The 17,799-nt window shown below is 71.2% G+C and carries 15 protein-coding genes and 1 pseudogene; 6 read left to right on the top strand and 10 right to left on the bottom strand.

The window, feature by feature from the left end:
- The first annotated feature begins 55 nt into the window (after window positions 1-55).
- Window positions 56-2,239, top strand: a complete 2,184-nt coding sequence (locus IE277_RS16890) for a SpoIIE family protein phosphatase (RefSeq protein ID WP_189953168.1) — start codon at window positions 56-58, stop codon at window positions 2,237-2,239.
- Here the strand turns inward: IE277_RS16890 and IE277_RS16885 are convergent.
- From IE277_RS16885 to IE277_RS16870, 4 genes and pseudogenes are all read right to left on the bottom strand, one after another.
- Entirely contained in the window at window positions 2,161-3,255 is a 1,095-nt protein-coding gene (locus IE277_RS16885; RefSeq protein ID WP_189953166.1) for an AI-2E family transporter, read from the bottom strand. The two genes, IE277_RS16890 and IE277_RS16885, sit on opposite strands and share 79 nt — an antisense overlap.
- Window positions 3,256-3,411: 156 nt before the next feature.
- The gene (locus tag IE277_RS16880) at window positions 3,412-3,639 is read right to left on the bottom strand and encodes a hypothetical protein (RefSeq protein WP_189953165.1); all 228 of its coding nucleotides are present in this window, start codon (window positions 3,637-3,639) and stop codon (window positions 3,412-3,414) included.
- 441 nt (window positions 3,640-4,080) lie between these two features.
- Window positions 4,081-4,797, bottom strand: a pseudogene (locus tag IE277_RS16875) (pirin family protein); the annotation flags it as partial.
- 141 nt (window positions 4,798-4,938) lie between these two features.
- A complete protein-coding gene (locus tag IE277_RS16870) occupies window positions 4,939-5,418 on the bottom strand; it encodes an SseB family protein (RefSeq protein ID WP_189953162.1) in 480 nt (159 codons plus the stop codon).
- 195 nt (window positions 5,419-5,613) lie between these two features.
- Between IE277_RS16870 and IE277_RS16865 the strand changes: the two genes are divergently transcribed.
- Window positions 5,614-7,440, top strand: a complete 1,827-nt coding sequence (locus IE277_RS16865) for an acyl-CoA dehydrogenase (RefSeq protein ID WP_189953316.1) — start codon at window positions 5,614-5,616, stop codon at window positions 7,438-7,440.
- 90 nt (window positions 7,441-7,530) lie between these two features.
- Window positions 7,531-8,880, top strand: a complete 1,350-nt coding sequence (locus IE277_RS16860) for a M18 family aminopeptidase (RefSeq protein ID WP_189953160.1) — start codon at window positions 7,531-7,533, stop codon at window positions 8,878-8,880.
- 8 nt (window positions 8,881-8,888) lie between these two features.
- Here the strand turns inward: IE277_RS16860 and IE277_RS16855 are convergent, their stop codons facing one another.
- The 3 genes from IE277_RS16855 to IE277_RS16845 form a co-directional block, all read right to left on the bottom strand.
- A complete protein-coding gene (locus IE277_RS16855; protein WP_189953158.1) occupies window positions 8,889-10,718 on the bottom strand; it encodes a thioredoxin-like domain-containing protein in 1,830 nt (609 codons plus the stop codon).
- A gap of 80 nt (window positions 10,719-10,798) precedes the next feature.
- Window positions 10,799-11,638 (bottom strand): calcium-binding protein, encoded by an 840-nt coding sequence (locus IE277_RS16850; protein WP_189953156.1) that lies wholly within the window; start codon window positions 11,636-11,638, stop codon window positions 10,799-10,801.
- A gap of 150 nt (window positions 11,639-11,788) precedes the next feature.
- The gene (locus IE277_RS16845) at window positions 11,789-12,196 is read right to left on the bottom strand and encodes a cupin domain-containing protein (protein ID WP_189953155.1); all 408 of its coding nucleotides are present in this window, start codon (window positions 12,194-12,196) and stop codon (window positions 11,789-11,791) included.
- A 52-nt stretch (window positions 12,197-12,248) separates the two neighbouring features.
- On the opposite strand from IE277_RS16845, the gene IE277_RS16840 reads away from it, so the two are divergent.
- Window positions 12,249-13,250, top strand: coding sequence for a GlxA family transcriptional regulator (locus tag IE277_RS16840; RefSeq protein WP_189953152.1), 1,002 nt, complete (start codon window positions 12,249-12,251; stop codon window positions 13,248-13,250).
- 53 nt (window positions 13,251-13,303) lie between these two features.
- Window positions 13,304-13,798 carry an LURP-one-related/scramblase family protein gene (locus tag IE277_RS16835; RefSeq protein WP_189953150.1) on the top strand — a complete coding sequence of 165 codons (495 nt, stop codon included), beginning with the start codon at window positions 13,304-13,306 and terminating at the stop codon, window positions 13,796-13,798.
- Window positions 13,799-13,827: 29 nt separating this feature from the next.
- Here the strand turns inward: IE277_RS16835 and IE277_RS16830 are convergent, their stop codons facing one another.
- On the bottom strand, window positions 13,828-14,622 hold the full coding sequence (locus IE277_RS16830; protein ID WP_189953148.1) for a carbon-nitrogen family hydrolase: 795 nt from the start codon (window positions 14,620-14,622) through the stop codon (window positions 13,828-13,830).
- Between the two features lie 215 nt (window positions 14,623-14,837).
- On the opposite strand from IE277_RS16830, the gene IE277_RS16825 reads away from it, so the two are divergent.
- Window positions 14,838-15,662, top strand: coding sequence for a maleylpyruvate isomerase family mycothiol-dependent enzyme (locus tag IE277_RS16825; protein ID WP_189953146.1), 825 nt, complete (start codon window positions 14,838-14,840; stop codon window positions 15,660-15,662).
- Window positions 15,663-15,692: 30 nt separating this feature from the next.
- Here IE277_RS16825 and IE277_RS16820 read toward each other — a convergent pair whose 3' ends face one another.
- Both IE277_RS16820 and IE277_RS16815 read right to left on the bottom strand, forming a co-directional pair.
- Window positions 15,693-17,003, bottom strand: coding sequence for an MFS transporter (locus tag IE277_RS16820; RefSeq protein ID WP_189953144.1), 1,311 nt, complete (start codon window positions 17,001-17,003; stop codon window positions 15,693-15,695).
- On the bottom strand, window positions 17,000-17,674 hold the full coding sequence (locus IE277_RS16815; protein ID WP_189953142.1) for a GntR family transcriptional regulator: 675 nt from the start codon (window positions 17,672-17,674) through the stop codon (window positions 17,000-17,002). The genes IE277_RS16820 and IE277_RS16815 overlap by 4 nt, the downstream gene beginning before the upstream one ends.
- Between the last annotated feature and the right edge of the window lie 125 nt (window positions 17,675-17,799).

The raw sequence follows: 17,799 nt of genomic DNA, 5'->3' as shown, positions 1-17,799 counted from the left end.
GGATCCTCCTTTTCTACGGTGGCACCCTTCGGGCGGATCTTCATAAAGTGGGGCAATGCGCACTGGCGAGTCTCTCCCGTCCGTCGGGGACGTCCTCGCCGCCCTCGCGACCGGGATGTGGCACTGGGACACAGGCGCCCGTCTGGTCACCGTCGACGCGGAGGCGGCGCGGCTGCTCGGGCTGCCCGCGGAGGCGACCACCCTCACCGAGGCCCAGACCCGGGCCCGGCTGCATCCGGTCGACTGGAACGAGATCACCGGGGTGATCCCGCTGGCGGTCGCCGAGGGCACGCTCGCCGAGGTACGCATCCGGATCATGGACGAGCGGGGCACCATCCTGCGGGTCGTCCGCAGCCGCTCGAAGCCGTCGTACGACCCCGAGCGCCAGGCCTACCAGCTGATCGGCACCCTCCAGGAGGTCACCGAGCCAACCCCGGGCACCCGGGCCGCGCGCAGTGCGGTCACCGGCGACTGGCGGCGCTCGCGGGAGGCGTTCCTGCTGGACGCGGGCCGGGCGCTGGCGGAGGCGGCGTCCACGGCCGAGGTGCTGCGGGTGGCCGGCGGTCTGTCGATGCCGGGGTTCTCGCCGGACGGGCTGGTGGTGTTCGGGGTGCAGGGCGACCGGCTGAGGATCATCGGCCAGCACGGGCACCAGCCCAGCGATCTGGGCCCCTTCTCGAACATGCCGCTGAGCACCGACTATCCCGCGGCCCAGGTCGCCCGCACGGGCCGCGCGGTGTATCTGTCCTCGCCCGAGGAGTACAAGGCCCGCTACCCGGCGACCTGGCCGCTCGCCAAGCACTTCAACCGCAGTTCCTGGGCCTTTCTGCCGCTGACCGTGGCCGGACGCACGATGGGTGCCTGGCTGGCGGCCTTCACCTACCCGGTGGCGTTCACCCCCGACGAGCGGGCCGTCCTGACGACGGTGGCCCGGATGCTCGCACAGGCACTGACCCGGGCCGAGGCCGCCGAGTCCGAGCGGGAGCTGACCGAGGGCCTGCAGCGCTCCATGCTGCCCTCGCTCGGCCCGGCCATCCCCGGGATGGAGGTGGCCGCCCGCTATATCCCGACCGGAGGCGGCCTCCAGGTCGGCGGCGACTGGTACGACCTGATCCCGCTGCCCTCCGGCCGCTTCGCGCTGGCCATGGGCGATGTACAGGGCCATGACGTCCGGGCCGCGGGCCTCATGGGCCAGCTGCGTATCGCCCTGCGCGCCTACGCCTCCGAGGGCCACCGCCCGGACGCGGTCCTCTCCCGCGCCTCCCGGTTCCTGCACGGCATCACCCACGACGAGCAGCTGACCGACCTCCGCTTCGCGACCTGTGTGTATGTGGAGGCCGACCCGGTGACCGGCCTGCTGGAGATCGCCCGTGCCGGGCATCCTGACCCGGTGATCCGGATGACCGACGGCACGGTGATGAGGCGGCCGACGGCGGGCGGGCTGCCGCTCGGCATCGACCCGGACGCGGACTATCCGACGACCCGGTTCACCCTGGAACCCGGCGAGACGCTGATGCTGTGCACCGACGGTCTGATCGAGACGGGCGGGCACGACCTGGAGAGCGGCTGGCGACGGCTGCGCTCGATCCTGGAGGCCCATGAGTGGGACGACGGCGCCGCCCTGGAGACGCTCGCCGACGCTCTGGTGCAGGGGGTGCACGGGCCGTCCTCGCACCACACCGTCGGCCCGCTGACCGACCGGCGCGAGGACGACATCGCGCTGGTGCTGGTGTGCCGCCCGGAGGACGACCTCGGCTGCGGCACCACGGTGCCCCTGCGGCCGCAGGTGCGGCGCACGCTGCTGTCGGTGGCCCAGGACGAGCCGGACCGGATCTCCGAGGCGCGCCAGCATCTGCGCGAGCTGCTGCACGACTGGGCCGAAACCGAACAGGTCGACTCGGCGGTGCTGCTGGTCTCCGAGATGGTCACCAACGTGCTCGTCCACACCGACGCCGACGCCCTGCTGCTCGCCGAGGTGCTCGGCGAGGCGGGGGCACGGCGGCTGCGGGTGGAGGTCACCGACGCGGGCGACGACCTCCCGCACCGGCGCCGGCCCGGCGAACTGGCCTCCTCCGGCCGCGGACTGATGCTGATCGAGCTGCTCGCGGACGCCTGGGGGGTGGACCCGCGGGGCGAGGGCAAGAGCATCTGGTTCGAGCTCTATGAACCGGACGGCGCGTCCGAGGGCGGTGCCGCGGCGGACGGGCCGGACGGCGAGGCGTCGGAGGGCGCCGCGTAACGGGTCCGCAGCTCCTGTCCGACGCCGAAGGCGGCCGCGGTCAGCGGTACGGCGAGAAGCATGCCGAGGATGCCCGCGACGGAGGCCCCGGCGGTGATGGCGAGCATCACCACGGCCGGATGCATCTGCACGGTCCGGCTCTGGATGACCGGCTGCAGCACATGCCCCTCCAGCACCTGCACGGCGAGCACCACCCCGAGCGCCCACAGCGCGATGACGAAGCCGCGGTCGGCGAGGGCGACGAGGACGGCCACCGCGCCGGAGATGAAGGCGCCGAGGTAGGGGATGTAGGCGCCGACGAAGACGAGCGCGCCGAGCCCGACCGCTCCGGGCACCTGAAGGATCAGCAGGCCGACGGTGATGCACACGGCGTCGATGAGCGCGATGACGGTCGTCCCGCGCATGAACCCCTCCACCGCCTCGAAGGCCCGCCGGGCCATCGCCTCCAGAGTGTCGGCGGTGTCGCCGGGCGCGATCGAGCGGAGGGTCTCGACGGCCCGGTGGGAGTCCCGCAGGAAGAAGAAGACGAGCAGCAGGGCCAGTACGGCCATGGCGATGCTCTCGGCGGCGACACTGACCCCGCTGATGACATTGGACGCGGCCGTACCGCCGAACCTGCTCAGCAGCTTGCGGGAGTTGGCGGCGAGGTCGTCCAGACCGGTGCCGGCGGCCCCGAAGTGCTGGGAGACGGACCTGGCGGCGTCCCGCAGCGAGGCGATGATCTGGTCGCCGGTGTCGATGAGCGCGGCGACGACGATGTACACGGCGCCGCCGACCACGGCGACGACCGCGACACAGGTGAGCCCGGCCGCCACCGACGCCTGCACGCCGGCCCGCACCAGCCGCCGGTACAGCGGGCCGAGCAGGGCGGTCCCGAGCAGGGCGAGCAGCACCGGTGTGACGGCCGTACGGAACTCGCCGCACAGCCGCACGCCGACCCAGCCCACCCCGGCGACGAGCAGCAGCACGGCACACCAGGCCGCGACACGGCGCACGGGATCGGGCAGCAGCTGCACCCCTCCAGCCGATCATGGGCGCCGGCGGGTGTCCTGCCGTACGGGGCCGGCCGGGTGAGGCGTGCCCGGCCGGGCGGCGCCGGGCCCCGTACAGGCGTGAGCGGCCGCCTCTCTGCGCGAGGCGGCCGCTCACTGCCGGCTGAGGTGCCGTGGTCCTCAGAGGATGCCGAGGACCCCGTGCAGGAGGCAACCGAGGCCCAGCAGGCCGCAGTTGGCCCCGTTGTCGCCGCCGCCGTTGCCGAGGAGGCCGACCGTGGGCGTGCTCACCTGGACGGATGCTGTCGGCGCGGGGTCGGCCTGGGCGGGGGCGGCCATCGCGAGGCCGCCGACGGAGAGGAGGACGCTTGCCGCCGTGCACGCCACGGCCCTGCGAATGCTGCTCATATGTGTCTCCTGAACTGGTTGTGCGCGAGGTGTCGGCCACCAGGAGCGACCACTCAAGCGCGCACTGGAACGAGTAGCGCACTTGCGACGCTAGGGGCCCGCCCGGTGCGACGCCTTGCGGAGTTGGGCCATCCGTGTCGGCGCGGCGTGTTGCCAGGAGCCCCGATACGGCCCCGCCCAGTACGGGAGACGAGCTTTCGACCGGCTTCCGACGGGCCTAGGGCCTGTCGTCAAACTCCCGTCGTCCGCCCGGAGGGCGGGCCCGGCGGGGACTGGCGCGTGCAGCTGCAAGGCGGAGGAGGGAGTCGACACGGCGTGTCGGCGACCGACGACAACGCCGCTGGGGGTGCCCCCTCTGGGGGAGTGCGTGCCAGACCCCGCCGGGCTGGGGGCACCTCCCACGCCCTCAAGGCAGTGGGGGAGGGAGTTTGCCGACAGGCCCTAGCGGCCCTGCGGCCCGCCCTCGGTCATCCCGTGCACCGCCGGGATCGTCCCCAGGCGGCCCTTCTGGAAGTCCTCGAAGGCCTGCATGAGTTCGTCCTTGGTGTTCATGACGAACGGGCCGTAGTGGGCCATGGGCTCACGGATGGGCTGTCCGCCGAGGAGGACGACCTCCAGGTCCGGCGTGTGGGAGTCCTGCTTCTCGTCCGCGCGGACGGTCAGCGAACCGCCGGCGCCGAAGACCGCGGTCTGGCCCAGGTGGATCGGACGGCGCTCGGCGCCGACGCTGCCGCGGCCCGCGAGGACGTAGGCCAGACCGTTGAAGTCCTCGCGCCAGGGCAGGGTGACCTCGGCGCCGGGGGCGACGGTCGCGTGGATCATCGTGATCGGGGTGTGGGTGATGCCGGGACCCTGGTGGCCGGCCAGCTCGCCCGCGATGACCCGCAGCAGGGCACCGCCGTCCGCGGTCGTCAGCAGCTGGACGCTGCCGCCGCGGATGTCCTGGTAGCGCGGGGCCATCATCTTGTCCTTGGCCGGGAGGTTCACCCACAGCTGCAGCCCGTGGAAGAGGCCGCCGGACATGACGAGGGACTCCGGCGGGGCCTCGATGTGCAGCAGGCCCGAGCCCGCGGTCATCCACTGGGTGTCACCGTTGGTGATGGTGCCGCCACCGCCCTGCGAGTCCTGGTGGTCGAAGATCCCGTCGATGATGTACGTGTGCAGGCATGGAAGGTACCTCCTTGTGCGCCCACTTTAGTTGAGCATTGAACTTTCTGCCACTCCCAACAGAGAGAGCCCGGAGGGAATTCCCTCCGGGCTCACGGCCGGCTCCGGCCGGCTCACGATCAGGGGCGCGGGTCAGCCGTACATCCGCCGCATCGCGAAGTCGACCATCTGCTCGACCGCCTTCGCGTCGAACACCATCCGGTGCTCGCCCTCCATGTCCAGGACGCAGCCGTAGCCGGTGGGCAGCAGGTCGATCACCTCCGCGCCGGTGATCACGAAGTACTTGGACTCCTTGCCCGCGTACCGGCGCAGTTCCTTCAGCGAGGTGAACATCGGGATCACCGGCTGCTGGGTGTTGTGCAGGGCAAGGAAGCCCGGGGTGTCACCGCGTGGGCAGTACACCTTCGACGTGGCGAAGATCTGCTGGAAGTCCTCGGCGGACATCTGCCCGGTGGTGAAGGCGCGCACCGCGTCCGCGAGCGAGGGCGGGGACGGCTCCGGGTAGAGCGGGGGCTGCTGGCCGTACCCGCCGACACCGCCCGGCATCTGCTGCGGCGAGCCGTACTGCTGCTGAGCAGCGCCACCATCCATGGGCTGGCCGTATCCGTACATGGGCGCAAGCGTACCGAGCGGGAGCGGCGCGGTGGGGCGCGCAAGAATTTAAGTGGGTAGTAGACCCTTCTCACACTTGGGCCGATAGGGGTTGCTTCTTATTACCGACGGGTAGCATCATCGTAGCTACTTGTTGGTACGTGAACTAGGTGCGAGGAGCCAGTGCCTCGCCGATCCCTCTACGGAGCCGTCGCCATGGGGCACTACAAGCCGAATCTCCGCGACATCGAATTCAACCTCTTCGAAGTGCTGGGGCGCGACAAGGTGTACGGCACCGGCCCGTTCGAGGAGATGGACGTCGACACCGCCAAGAGCATCCTCGATGAGATGACCCGCCTCTCGGAGAACGAGCTGGCCGAGTCCTTCGCCGACGCCGACCGCAACCCGCCGGTCTTCGACCCGGAAACCAACACCGCGCCGGTCCCGGCCTCCTTCAAGAAGAGCTACCAGGCCTTCATGGACTCCGAGTACTGGCGGCTCGGCCTGCCCGAGGAGATCGGCGGCACCACCTCGCCGCGCTCCCTGATCTGGGCCTACGCCGAGCTGATCCTGGGCGCCAACCCGGCCGTGTGGATGTACTCCTCGGGCCCGGCGTTCGCCGGCATCCTCTTCGAGGAGGGCAACGAGGTCCAGAAGCACATAGCCAAGATCGCCGTGGAGAAGCAGTGGGGCTCCACGATGGTGCTCACCGAGCCCGACGCGGGCTCCGACGTGGGCGCCGGCCGCACCAAGGCCGTCCAGCAGGAGGACGGCTCCTGGCACATCGAGGGTGTGAAGCGCTTCATCACCTCCGGTGAGCACGACATGTCGGAGAACATCCTCCACTACGTGCTCGCGCGTCCCGAGGGCGCCGGCCCCGGCACCAAGGGCCTGTCCCTCTTCCTCGTGCCGAAGTACGAGTTCGACTTCGAGACCGGCGAGCTGGGCGAGCGCAACGGCGTCTACGCCACCAACGTCGAGCACAAGATGGGCCTGAAGGCCTCGAACACCTGCGAGATGACCTTCGGCGACCGGCACCCCGCCAAGGGCTGGCTCATCGGTGACAAGCACGAGGGCATCCGCCAGATGTTCCGCATCATCGAGTTCGCCCGCATGATGGTCGGCACGAAGGCGATCTCCACCCTGTCCACGGGCTACCTGAACGCGCTGGAGTACGCCAAGGAGCGCGTCCAGGGTCCCGACCTGGCGAACTTCCTGGACAAGACCGCGCCGAAGGTCACCGTCACCCACCACCCCGACGTGCGCCGCTCGCTGATGACGCAGAAGGCGTACGCGGAGGGCATGCGCGCCCTGGTGCTGTACACCGCCTCGGTCCAGGACGCGATCCAGGTCAAGGAGGCGAACGGCGAGGACGCCGCCGCCGAGAACGCGCTGAACGACCTGCTGCTGCCGATCGTCAAGGGCTACGGCTCCGAGAAGGGCTACGAGCAGCTGGCCCAGTCGCTGCAGACCTTCGGCGGCTCCGGCTTCCTGCAGGAGTACCCGATCGAGCAGTACATCCGGGACTCCAAGATCGACACCCTGTACGAGGGCACCACCGCGATCCAGGGCCAGGACTTCTTCTTCCGGAAGATCGTCCGCAACCAGGGCGCCGCGCTGAACTCCCTCGCCGAGGACATCAAGAAGTTCCTGGCGCTCGGCACCGGCGGCGAGCAGCTGGCCGGCGCCCGTGAGCACCTGGCCAAGGCGGCCGTGGAGCTGGAGGCGATCGTCGGCCTGATGCTGACCGACCTCGCGGCCACCGAGCAGGACACCAAGAACATCTACAAGGTGGGCCTGAACACCACCCGCCTGCTGCTGGCCTCCGGTGACGTCGTCGTCGGCTACCTGCTGCTGAAGGGCGCCGCGATCGCCGCCGAGAAGCTGGCCTCGGCCTCCGCCAAGGACCAGGCCTTCTACACCGGCAAGATCGCCGCGGCGAAGTTCTTCGCGGCGAACGTCCTGCCGGGCGTCACCCTCGCCCGCAAGGTCGCCGAGGGCGTCGAGCTGGACCTGATGGAGCTGGACGAGGCCGCCTTCTAGAAAGCCGTTGTCGGATACGTCCCTGTAGATCCTGTGCGGGCCCGCTCCCTTTCCGGGAGCGGGCCCGTGCACGTCGTTAAGGTGAATCCCATGACCGCACCCTCCCGCCCGTCGCCCGCCGCCGCCCCTCCAAGGAGCGCTTCGCGCCCCCCTCTCACCTTCGACCGCGGCCACACCGACGACCTGATGTCCTTCCTGGCGGCCGGCCCGTCGCCGTACCACGCGGTGGCAGGCGCCGCCGAGCGGCTGGAGAAGGCAGGCTTCCGGCAGGTCGCGGAGACGGACGCCTGGGACGGATCGACCGGCGGCAAGTACGTGCTGCGCGGCGGCGCGATCGTCGCCTGGTACGTCCCCGAGGACGCCGTGGCACACACGCCGTTCCACATCGTCGGCGCGCACACCGACTCCCCGAACCTGCGGATCAAGCCGCGGCCCGACAGCGGAGCGCACGGCTGGCGCCAGGTCGCCGTCGAGATCTACGGCGGCCCGCTGATGAACTCCTGGCTGGACCGCGACCTGGGCCTGGCCGGCCGGCTGAGCCTGCGCGACGGCTCCACGGTGCTGGTCAACGTGGACCGGCCGCTGCTGCGGGTGCCCCAGCTCGCCATCCACCTGGACCGCTCGGTCAGCACCGAGGGGCTCAAGCTCGACAAGCAGCGCCATCTGCAGCCCGTCTGGGGCCTCGGTGACGATGTGCGCGACGGCGATCTGATCGCCTTCCTGGAGCAGGAGGCCGGGCTCGCGGCCGGCTCGGTCACCGGCTGGGACCTGATGACGCACCCGGTGGAGGCACCGGCCTACCTCGGCCGGGACCGGGACCTGGTCGCCGGTCCGCGGATGGACAACCTGCTGTCGGTGCACGCGGGCGTGGCCGCGCTGGCCGCCGTCGCGACCTGCGGCGCACCGCTGACCCGTATCCCGGTGCTGGCCGCCTTCGACCACGAGGAGAACGGCTCCCAGTCGGACAGCGGCGCGGACGGCCCGCTGCTCGGATCCGTGCTGGAACGCTCGGTGTTCGCCCGCGGCGGCTCCTACGAGGACCGGGCCCGCGCCTTCGCCGGCACGGTGTGCCTGTCCTCCGACACCGGCCACGCCGTCCACCCCAACTACGCGGAGCGGCACGACCCGACGCACCACCCCCGCGTCAACGGCGGCCCGATCCTCAAGGTCAACGTCAACAACCGCTATGCCACCGACGGTTCGGGCCGCGCCGTCTTCGCCGCCGCCTGCGAGAAGGCGAACGTCCCCTTCCAGAACTTCGTCTCCAACAACTCCATGCCGTGCGGCACCACCATCGGCCCGATCACCGCGGCCCGGCACGGCATCCGGACCGTGGACATCGGCGTGGCGATCCTCTCCATGCACAGCGTCCGTGAACTCTGCGGCGCCGACGACCCGTTCATGCTGGCGAACGCCCTGACGGCCTTTCTGGCGAGCTGAGCGGGCGGCTACTCGTCCATCCCCGCCAGCACCAGCGGCAACCGGTCCGTCGCGCCCTCGGTGAGGCGGACCGGGACGCCCCAGTCCTGCTGGTGGACATGGCAGGCGGGGTACGCGTCGGCGGAGCCGCTCCCGGACGGAGTGTCGCAGGAGGCCGCCATCGCCGAGACATGCAGGACCCCCTCCGGGACGGCGGGGTTCAGCTCCAGCTCGCGGCTCAGCTCCGTGTCCGCGCCCTCCCCCTTGAGCAGCAGCTCGGGCGGGGTGGAGGACACCAGCAGACGGGTGGAGGGGCCGTACCGGGTGTCCAGCTTCTGGCCGGGCGGGGCCTGGAAGACGACGTCCAGTCTCAGCCGGCCCGGGGCGACCTCGGTGGCCGCGCGCTGCGTGCGGTGCGCGACCGGCTCCACCCGCACCGCCTCCTCCGGCAGCCGCAGCCGGGTCAGCCGGTGCCGGGCCGACTCCACGACCACGATGTCCGCGCCGGCGAGCACGGCGTCGCTGGGCTCGCGCAGATCCGTGGCGAGGGTCGTGACCTCACCGGTCGCCGGGTCGTAGCGCCGCAGGGCGTGGTTGTAGGTGTCGGCGACCGCGACCGAGCCGTCCGGCAGGGCGGTGACACCCAGCGGGTGCTGGAACAGCGCCTGCCCGGCGGCGCCGTCACGGTGACCGAAGTCGAACAGACCGGTACCGACGGCCGTGTGGACGGATCCGTCGGGATCCACCCAGCGCAGGGCGGACGTCTCGGAGTCGGCGAGCCAGAGCCGGCCGGCGCCGGCCGCGAGGCCGGAGGGCTGGGCGAACCAGGCCTCGGCGCCGGGGCCGTCGACCAGGCCCTCGTTGGTGGTGCCCGCGGCCACCTCGACCGTGTCCGCCGCGGGGTCGTACGTCCACAGCTGGTGGACGCCCGCCATGGCGATCCACACCCGGCCGCCGAAGACCGCCACGTCCCAGGGGGAGGAGAGGTCGACGGCACGGGCCGGGCCGGCGGTGGCCGACCCCTGCCACCACTGTCTGCCGGTGCCGGCCAGGGTGCTCACCGCACCGGTGGCGAGGTCCAGGCGGCGCAGGGCGTGGTTGACGGTGTCGGCCACCACCACCGAGCCGTCGTCGAGGAGGGCGAGGCCCTGCGGCTCGCTGAAGGACGCCTGGTCCGGGCCGCCGTCCACGAACCCGCGACCGCCCGAGCCGATGCGGCGTACGACGGTCTCGGCGTCCTCGGCCAGCTCCACCAGCTGATGCCGGGTGGTATCGCTGACCAGGAACGTCCCACCGGGCAGCGGCAGCGCCTTGCCCGGGAAACGCAGCGTCGTCGGCTCGGGCTCCGGCGGAACGTACGGACCGTCGCCGCGGCGCAGGGTGCCCTTCGCCGCGTGCTCGGCCTCCAGCTCCGTCACCAGCCGCTCGATGGCGTGCACATGGCCCTCGCCCGCGTGCTGGGCGACGACATAACCCTCCGGGTCGATCACGACCAGGGTCGGCCAGGCCCGCACCGCGTACTGCTTCCAGGTGGCCAGCTCCGGGTCGTCCAGCACCGGGTGCGCCACGCCGTAGCGCTCCACCGCGTCGACGACCGCCTGGTGCTCCGCCTCGTGCACGAACTTCGGGGAGTGCACACCGATGACCACCACGGTGTCCCGGTGCTTCTCCTCCAGCTCGCGCAGCTCGTCCAGGACATGCAGGCAGTTGATGCAGCAGAAGGTCCAGAAGTCGAGGACGACGATGCGTCCGCGCAGGTCGGCAAGGGTGTACTGGGTGTCGCCGGTGTTCAGCCAGCCGCCCTTGCCGATCAGCTCGGGGGCGCGGACGCGGACACGTCGAGGTGCGGAGTCGGTCATGGCTCCAAGAGTGCCAGCCGGCGCCGACAGCCCTTCGGCGCCTGTGGAAACCTTCGACGCCTGTGGAAAACCCCGGCCGGTCAGTCCTGGTGGATCACATCCGTGCCGGGGCCGCCGGAGAGCATGTCCCGGCCGGCGCCGCCGTACAGCTTGTCGTTCCCGCTGTTGCCGTACAGCCGGTCGTCGCCGCTGTCGCCGTGGAGGACGTCGTCGCCCCTGCCGCCGTACAGGGTGTCGGCGCCGGATCCGCCGGTGATCGTGTCGTTGCCGTCGTCGCCGGAGAGGTCCTGGGCGCCGGCGCCGCCGTGCAGGACATCGTCGCCGCTGCCGCCCTTCACGATGTTGTCGCCGCCGCTCGCGTCGATCCTGTCGTCGCCGGCGCCGCCCCAGGCCAGGCCCAGCCTGCCCACCGTGATGGTGTCGTCACCCGCGTCACCCGAGACATAGGCACCGTCGAGACGGCCGGAGTCGGTCGCCTTGTCGTTGCCCGCGCCCAGCGAGATCTCGGCGTAGGAGTAGACCTGGTCGGTGGCGTTCTTGTAGACGACCGTGTCGTCGCGGTCGCCGAGGTCCATGACCAGAGCGGCGTAGGGATCCTGGCTGTCCACGCGGGTGACGGTGCAGGAGACCTTCGTGTGGTCCGCGCTGTCGGGGTAGACGCAGTCGTGGCCCGCGCTGATCCGCACGACGTCGTCGATCACATAGGTGATGCCCGTGCGGTCCGCGGTGAGCGACGCGGTGACGGTGGCGTTGTTGTTCTGCCCGGCTGCCGCCCGGTAGGTGAGCTGCCAGTCGTACTGGTTGACGGCGGCGGTGGCCGGTGCCGTGGCGGCGCCGGCCGTACCGGCGAGGGTGAGAGGTACGGCCAGGGCGGCGCCGAGGGCGAGGGCCAGTGCGGGTACGGACGGTATGCGGCTCATGGCGGGTGGTCCTCCGGAAGGGACGTGGCCAGTGGTGTGCCTTACCCCACGTCCGACTCGCGGCCGTTGCCCAAGGTTGGTCAACTTGCCTGTCTGCAACCGAAGTTCACCTGGGGGACACCGGCCCGACCCATGGATTCCGATGAACCGTCAGGACAGGGCGTGGCCGATGGTGGCGTCCACGTGGTCCGGCACCTCCTCGTGCCGGTCGCCGACCGACAGGGTGCCGCTGGGCTCCAGGACGAGGATCTCGGTGGGCACGCGCGCGTACGGCTTGTGCTCGGTCCCGCGCGGGACGGTGAACACCGAGCCCCTGGGCAGCACGACCGTGCGCTCGCCGGCCGGCTCGCGCAGACCGATGTGCAGTTCCCCGTCGAGGACCAGGAAGAACTCGTCGGTGTGGTCATGGACGTGCCAGAGGTGTTCGCCCGCCACCTTCGCCACGCGTACGTCGTAGTCGTTGACGGTGGTCACGATGCGCGGGCTCCACTGCTCGGTGAAGGAGGCGAGGGCCTGCGCGAGAGAGACGGGCTGCCCGGGTTCGAAGATCGGTTCCATGGGTTCATCGTGCGGGTGGCCGGACCCGGCGGACGAGTGCTAGGAATCGCATATGCCGCAAGGATCCTCTCACTCGCGTCCGCACCGGGTCGCCGTGATCGTCGACGAGGGCACCAACCCCTTCGAGGTCGGGGTCGCCACCGAGCTGTTCGGGCTGCCCAGGCCCGAACTGGGCCTTCGGGGGCCGCTGTACGAGGTGACGCTGTGCGCGCCCGCGTCCGGGGTGCGGATGAACCACGGCTTCTTCACCCTGACCGGCGTGCCCGGCCTGGACGCGGTGGACGGGGCCGACACCGTCGTCGTACCGGGCCGCCCCGACAACGTCGTACCGCGCGGTGCCGACGTCCTGGACGCCATCCGGCGCAGCCACGCGCGCGGCGCACGCGTCGTCAGCTTCTGCACGGGCAGCTTCGCCCTCGCCGAGGCCGGGCTGCTCGACGGGCGGCGGGCCGCCACGCACTGGATGTGGACGGACACCTTCCGGGAACTGCATCCCCGGGTGCTGCTGGAGCCGGATGTGCTGTTCGTCGACGAGGGCGACATCCTCACCGCCGCCGGCAGCGCGGCCGCGCTCGACCTCGGCCTGCACCTCTGGCGCCGCGACCACGGCGCCGAGCTCGCGAACGCCGTCTCGCGGCGCCTCGTCTTCGCCTCCCACCGCGACGGCGGCCAGCGGCAGTTCGTGGAGCGCCCGGTGCCCGACGTGCCCGACGAGTCGCTCGGCCCGCTGCTGGCCTGGGCGCAGGAACGGCTCGGCGAACCGCTGGCCGTGGCGGACCTCGCCGCCCGCGCGGCCGTCAGCCCCGCCACGCTGCACCGCCGCTTCCGCACCCAGCTGGGGACGACTCCGCTGGCCTGGCTCACCGGCGAGCGGGTGGCGCTGGCGTGCCGGCTGATCGAACGGGGCGAGGAGCGCCTGGACGTCGTCGCGGCCCGCAGCGGCCTCGGTACGGCGGCCAACCTGCGGGCCCGGCTGCGCCGCGCGACAGGGCTGAGCCCTTCGGACTACCGGCGCCGTTTCGGCCCGCGGTCCCCCCTGCTCCCGGCTCCGTGAGCCCCTTCCCGCGGCTTTGTGATGATCGCGCCGCGGCGGGGAACGGTAGCCGTATGAGACTCCTCGTACGCGACCGGCTCCTCGGTATCGGTGACGACTACTGGATCGAGGACGAGCACGGCCGGAAGGTGTTCCTCGTCGACGGCAAGGCCATGCGGCTGCGGGACACCTTCCAGCTGAAGGACGCCCATGGACGCGTCCTGATCGACATCCATCAGAAGATGCTCGCGCTGCGCGACACCATGGTGATCGAGCGGGACGGCGAGGGCCTCGCCACCATCAAGCGCAAACGGCTGTCCCTGCTGCGCAACCACTACCGGGTAGCCCTGACCGACGGCACCGAGCTGGACGTCAGCGGCAAGATCCTCGACCACGAGTTCGCCATCGAGTACGACGGCGAGCTCCTCGCGGTGATCTCCCGCCGCTGGCTGCACCTGAGGGACACGTACGGCGTCGACATCGTGCGCGACGACGCGGATCCGGCCCTGCTCATCGCGGTGGCGGTGTGCGTGATCCACCTGGCCCAGAAGGAACGCGAGGACGACTGAGGCCCGTCGCGAGGCCCGTCGCGAGGCCCTCAGCGGCGCGGCGGCTCAAGACCCAGCACCCGGTCCTTCAGCGCCGGGAACTGCTCGCGGGTCACCGCCACCTTCGCCGGGTCGAAGTCGACGGTGAGGACCTCCTCGTCCGGGCCCGCCTCGGCGAGCACCTCGCCCCACGGATCCACCACGATCGAGTGACCGGCCTGCGGAACTCCGGCATGGGTCCCGGCCGTTCCACACGCGAGCACGAACGCCTGGTTCTCCACCGCCCGCGCCTGAGCCAGCAGCGTCCAGTGCGCGCGTCGCCGCTCGGGCCAGCCCGCCGGGATCACCAGCGTCTCGGCGCCGACGTCGACCAGTGAGCGGAAGAGTTCGGGGAAACGGAGGTCGTAGCAGGTGGCCACGCCGAGCGTGGTCCCGGGCAGCCGGACCGTCACCAGGTCCCGCCCGGCGCCCATCAGCACGGCCTCGCCCTTGTCGAAGCCGAAGCGATGGATCTTGCGGTAGGCGGCGGCAAGCTCACCGGAGGGGGAGAAGACGAGAGAGGTGTTGTAGAGAGGCCCGTCCGGGTCGCGCTCCGGGACGGAGCCGGCGTGCAGCCATACGCCCGCGTCGCTCGCCGCCTTGGCCATGGCCTCGTACGTCGGCCCTTCGAGCGGCTCGGCCTCGCGGCCGAACTCCTCGTAGGCGAAGGCGCCGGTCGTCCACAGCTCGGGCAGGACGACGAGATCGGAACCGGCCTGCCGGCGGACCAGCTCGGCCACCCGCTGTCGCCGGGAGTCGACCGATTCCTCCTCGTTCACGGCGATCTGGATCAACGAGGCGCGCACACTACCACCGTCCTGGCATTCGAGTCGTCCACACAGGCCTACGATCGTCACACGAAAGCACTGCCGGGGTGCCTGCAAGCAGCGTAACTTGGGGGTCCTCCCAGTTCGAGCGAAGCCGAGAACGGGGGGAGGCTCAGACGCCGCCGCCGTGCCGCCACCCATTGGCAACGCCGCCACAACCTGACCGTGTACCGACCGCCGAGGGGTCCCGTTCCGTGAGTCTGCATCCCACCCTCCAGCCCTACGCCGACGCCTGGACGCACTCCATCGAAGCGATATCCGAGATGGTCCAGTCGCTCGCCGAGGGCGAGTGGAACCGGCGGACCCCCTGCCCCGGCTGGTCCGTACGGGACGTCGTGTCCCATGTGATCGGCATGGACTGCGAGATGCTCGGCGACCCGCGCCCCATCCACTCGCTCCCGCGTGACCTCTTCCACGTCACCACCGAGTACCAGCGGTACATGGAGATGCAGGTCGACGTCCGCCGCCACCACACGGCTCCGGAGATGACGGCCGAGCTGGAGTACACGGTCATCCGCCGCAACCGCCAGCTGCGCAACGAATCCCGCGATCCCGGCACCACGGTGCGCGGCCCGCTGGGCCGGGACGTCACGGTGGAACAGGCCTACCGGACCCGCGCGTTCGACGTCTGGGTGCACGAGCAGGATCTGCGCACGGCCCTCGGCATGCCCGGCAATCTGGACTCGCCCGGCGCGCTCGTCGTCCGGGACGTGCTCCTCGAAGCGCTCCCCAAGGTCGTCGCGAAGGACGCGCACGCGCCGCGCAGTTCGGCGATCGTGTTCGATGTGCACGGCCCGGTGGAGTTCCTGCGCACGATCCGCGTCGACATCCAGGGCCGCGGCAGCCTGGAGACCGCCCCGGCCCTCGGCCCCGCCGCCACCCTCACCCTCGACTGGGAGACCTACGTCCGCCTCGCCTGCGGCCGCACCACGCCCGAGTCTGTGGCGGACCGCGTCAAGACCGAGGGCGACCCGGCCCTGACGACGGCCATCCTGCAGAACTTCACGGTGACGCCGTAGCGAAGACCGGTGCGTGGTGGGAGAAGTCGGCTAAGCCGCAGGCACGTGCAGCGTTTCCACCCGGCTGGCCACGAGCCGCTCACGCTCGCGCCGCGCGGCCCGCGCCCGGAGCCGCAGAATCTGCGAGACACCGAGCGCCTGCAGCACGAACACCGCCGAGAACGCCACGTCGTAGTCGTCCCCGGTCACATCCAGCAACACCCCGACCGCGAACAACGTCGTCATCGAGGCGACGAAACCACCCATGTTGGTGATACCGGACGCGGTCCCCTGTCGCTCGGGCGGGTTGGCCGGCCGCGCGAAGTCGAACCCGAGCATCGAGGCCGGCCCGCACGCCCCCAACACCGCGCACAGCACGACCAGCAGCCACATCGGCGCATGCGCCCCGGGGTACAGCAGCGTCGCCGCCCACACCAGCGCGGTCGCCCCCACCGTGCCCAGCGCCAGCGGCAGCCGCGCCGCGTGATGCCGGGCGACGATCTGGCCGTAGACCAGCCCGATCACCATGTTGGACAGGACGACGAGCGTGAGCAGTTCACCGGCCGAGGCCCGGCTGAGCCCCTGCGCCTGGACCAGGAACGGCAGACCCCACAGCAGCAGGAACACCATCGCCGGGAACTGGGTGGTGAAGTGCACCCACATCCCGAGGCGGGTGCCGGGCTCCCGCCAGGCCGCCGTGATCTGCCGGCGGACATAGGCCGCGCCCTGATGCCGGGACGGCTCGGGCTCGAATCCCTCGGGGTGGTCCTTCAGGAACAGCAGCGTCAACACGAGGACGACGACACCCGCGAACGCGCTGCCGGCGAACGCCGGGGTCCAGCCGAGGCCGTGCAGCAGCCGGGCGAGGACCAGGGTGGAGACCAGATTGCCCGCCATGCCGACCAGCCCCGCGAGCTGGGCGACCAGCGGCCCGCGCCGGGCCGGGAACCAGCGGGTCCCGAGCCGCAGCACACTGATGAAGGTCATCGCGTCACCGCAGCCCAGCAGGGCGCGGGAGGCGAGGGCGGTGCCGTACGACGGGGAGAAGGCGAAACCGAGCTGTCCGGCCGTGAACAGTACGGCGCCGAGGCTCAGCACCTTCTTGGTGCCGAGCCGGTCGACCAGCAGGCCGACGGGTATCTGCATGCCGGCGTAGACCAGCAGCTGAAGTATGGAGAACGTCGACAGGGCGGAGGCGTTCACATGGAAGCGGTCTGCCGCGTCCAGTCCCGCCACACCCAATGACGTACGGAAGATAACGGCGACAAAGTAGACGCCGACGCCTATGGACCACACGGTGACGGCGCGTCGGCCACCCGGCGGATCACCCGGAAGAGTGAGGTTCCGCGCCGGGCTGCTCATCGGACCTCACCCCGGGCGAGGTGCTCGAACCAGCTGACATGCCGGTGCACGACCTCGACGGCCGCCTCCGCGTCCCCGGCGCGCAGCGCGTCCAGTATCTCCTCGTGCTCGGTGAGCGTCTTGGCGATCCGGTCGGGGTGGGAGTGCATGACGGCGACGCCCATCCGCAGCTGCCGGTCGCGCAGTTGGTCGTAGAGCCGGGACAGGATCTCGTTGCCGCCGCTGCGCACGATCTCGGCGTGGAAGGAGCGGTCGGTGACCGCGGCCGCGGCCAGGTCACCGGCGGCGGCCTGTGCCTTCTGCAGTTCCAGCAGCTCGGCCAGCCGCTCCAGCAGACCGGGCGGGGCGGGTACGGCCTTGCGCGCGGCGTGCTCCTCGACCAGCTGACGGGTCTCCACCACGTCGGCGATCTCCTGCGCGGAGACGGGCAGCACCAGGGCGCCCTTCTTCGGATAGAGCCGGATCAGGCCCTCGACCTCCAGCCGCAGCAGCGCCTCCCGCACCGGGGTGCGCGACACCCCGACGGCCTCGGCCAGCTCGCCCTCGGTGAGCAGGGTGCCGCCCTCGTAGCGGCGGTCCAGGACGCCCTGTTTGACGTGGGCGTACACGCGGTCGGCGGCGGGCGGCGGCTTCTGGTGCCGGGGGCGGGTGTGCTGTACGGCCGTCTTCATGGCCACATGATAGATACAACACGTACACATGCGGCAGCGGCGTCCAGTATCCGGACGTGGCGCGATTCGCCCGCAGCAGGCGCACAACCTTCTGTGCTACTTACGTGTCTCACACGTGCGGCCCC

The sequence above is a fragment of the Streptomyces alanosinicus genome, assembly GCF_014650595.1.
Taxonomy (GTDB): domain Bacteria; phylum Actinomycetota; class Actinomycetes; order Streptomycetales; family Streptomycetaceae; genus Streptomyces; species Streptomyces alanosinicus.
Note: the sequence above shows the minus strand (reverse complement) of the source record. Positions and strands in the feature narration are given on the sequence as shown.

Coding starts and splice junctions, on each gene's coding strand:
- IE277_RS16855 (WP_189953158.1), bottom strand. CDS start 10,718: ATGACCGACTCCGCACCTCGACGTGTCCGCGTCCGCGCCCCCGAGCTG.
- IE277_RS16840 (WP_189953152.1), top strand. CDS start 12,249: ATGCCGCAAGGATCCTCTCACTCGCGTCCGCACCGGGTCGCCGTGATC.
- IE277_RS16880 (WP_189953165.1), bottom strand. CDS start 3,639: ATGAGCAGCATTCGCAGGGCCGTGGCGTGCACGGCGGCAAGCGTCCTC.
- IE277_RS16835 (WP_189953150.1), top strand. CDS start 13,304: ATGAGACTCCTCGTACGCGACCGGCTCCTCGGTATCGGTGACGACTAC.
- IE277_RS16850 (WP_189953156.1), bottom strand. CDS start 11,638: ATGAGCCGCATACCGTCCGTACCCGCACTGGCCCTCGCCCTCGGCGCC.
- IE277_RS16870 (WP_189953162.1), bottom strand. CDS start 5,418: ATGTACGGATACGGCCAGCCCATGGATGGTGGCGCTGCTCAGCAGCAG.
- IE277_RS16860 (WP_189953160.1), top strand. CDS start 7,531: ATGACCGCACCCTCCCGCCCGTCGCCCGCCGCCGCCCCTCCAAGGAGC.
- IE277_RS16845 (WP_189953155.1), bottom strand. CDS start 12,196: ATGGAACCGATCTTCGAACCCGGGCAGCCCGTCTCTCTCGCGCAGGCC.
- IE277_RS16890 (WP_189953168.1), top strand. CDS start 56: ATGCGCACTGGCGAGTCTCTCCCGTCCGTCGGGGACGTCCTCGCCGCC.
- IE277_RS16820 (WP_189953144.1), bottom strand. CDS start 17,003: ATGAGCAGCCCGGCGCGGAACCTCACTCTTCCGGGTGATCCGCCGGGT.
- IE277_RS16865 (WP_189953316.1), top strand. CDS start 5,614: ATGGGGCACTACAAGCCGAATCTCCGCGACATCGAATTCAACCTCTTC.
- IE277_RS16815 (WP_189953142.1), bottom strand. CDS start 17,674: ATGAAGACGGCCGTACAGCACACCCGCCCCCGGCACCAGAAGCCGCCG.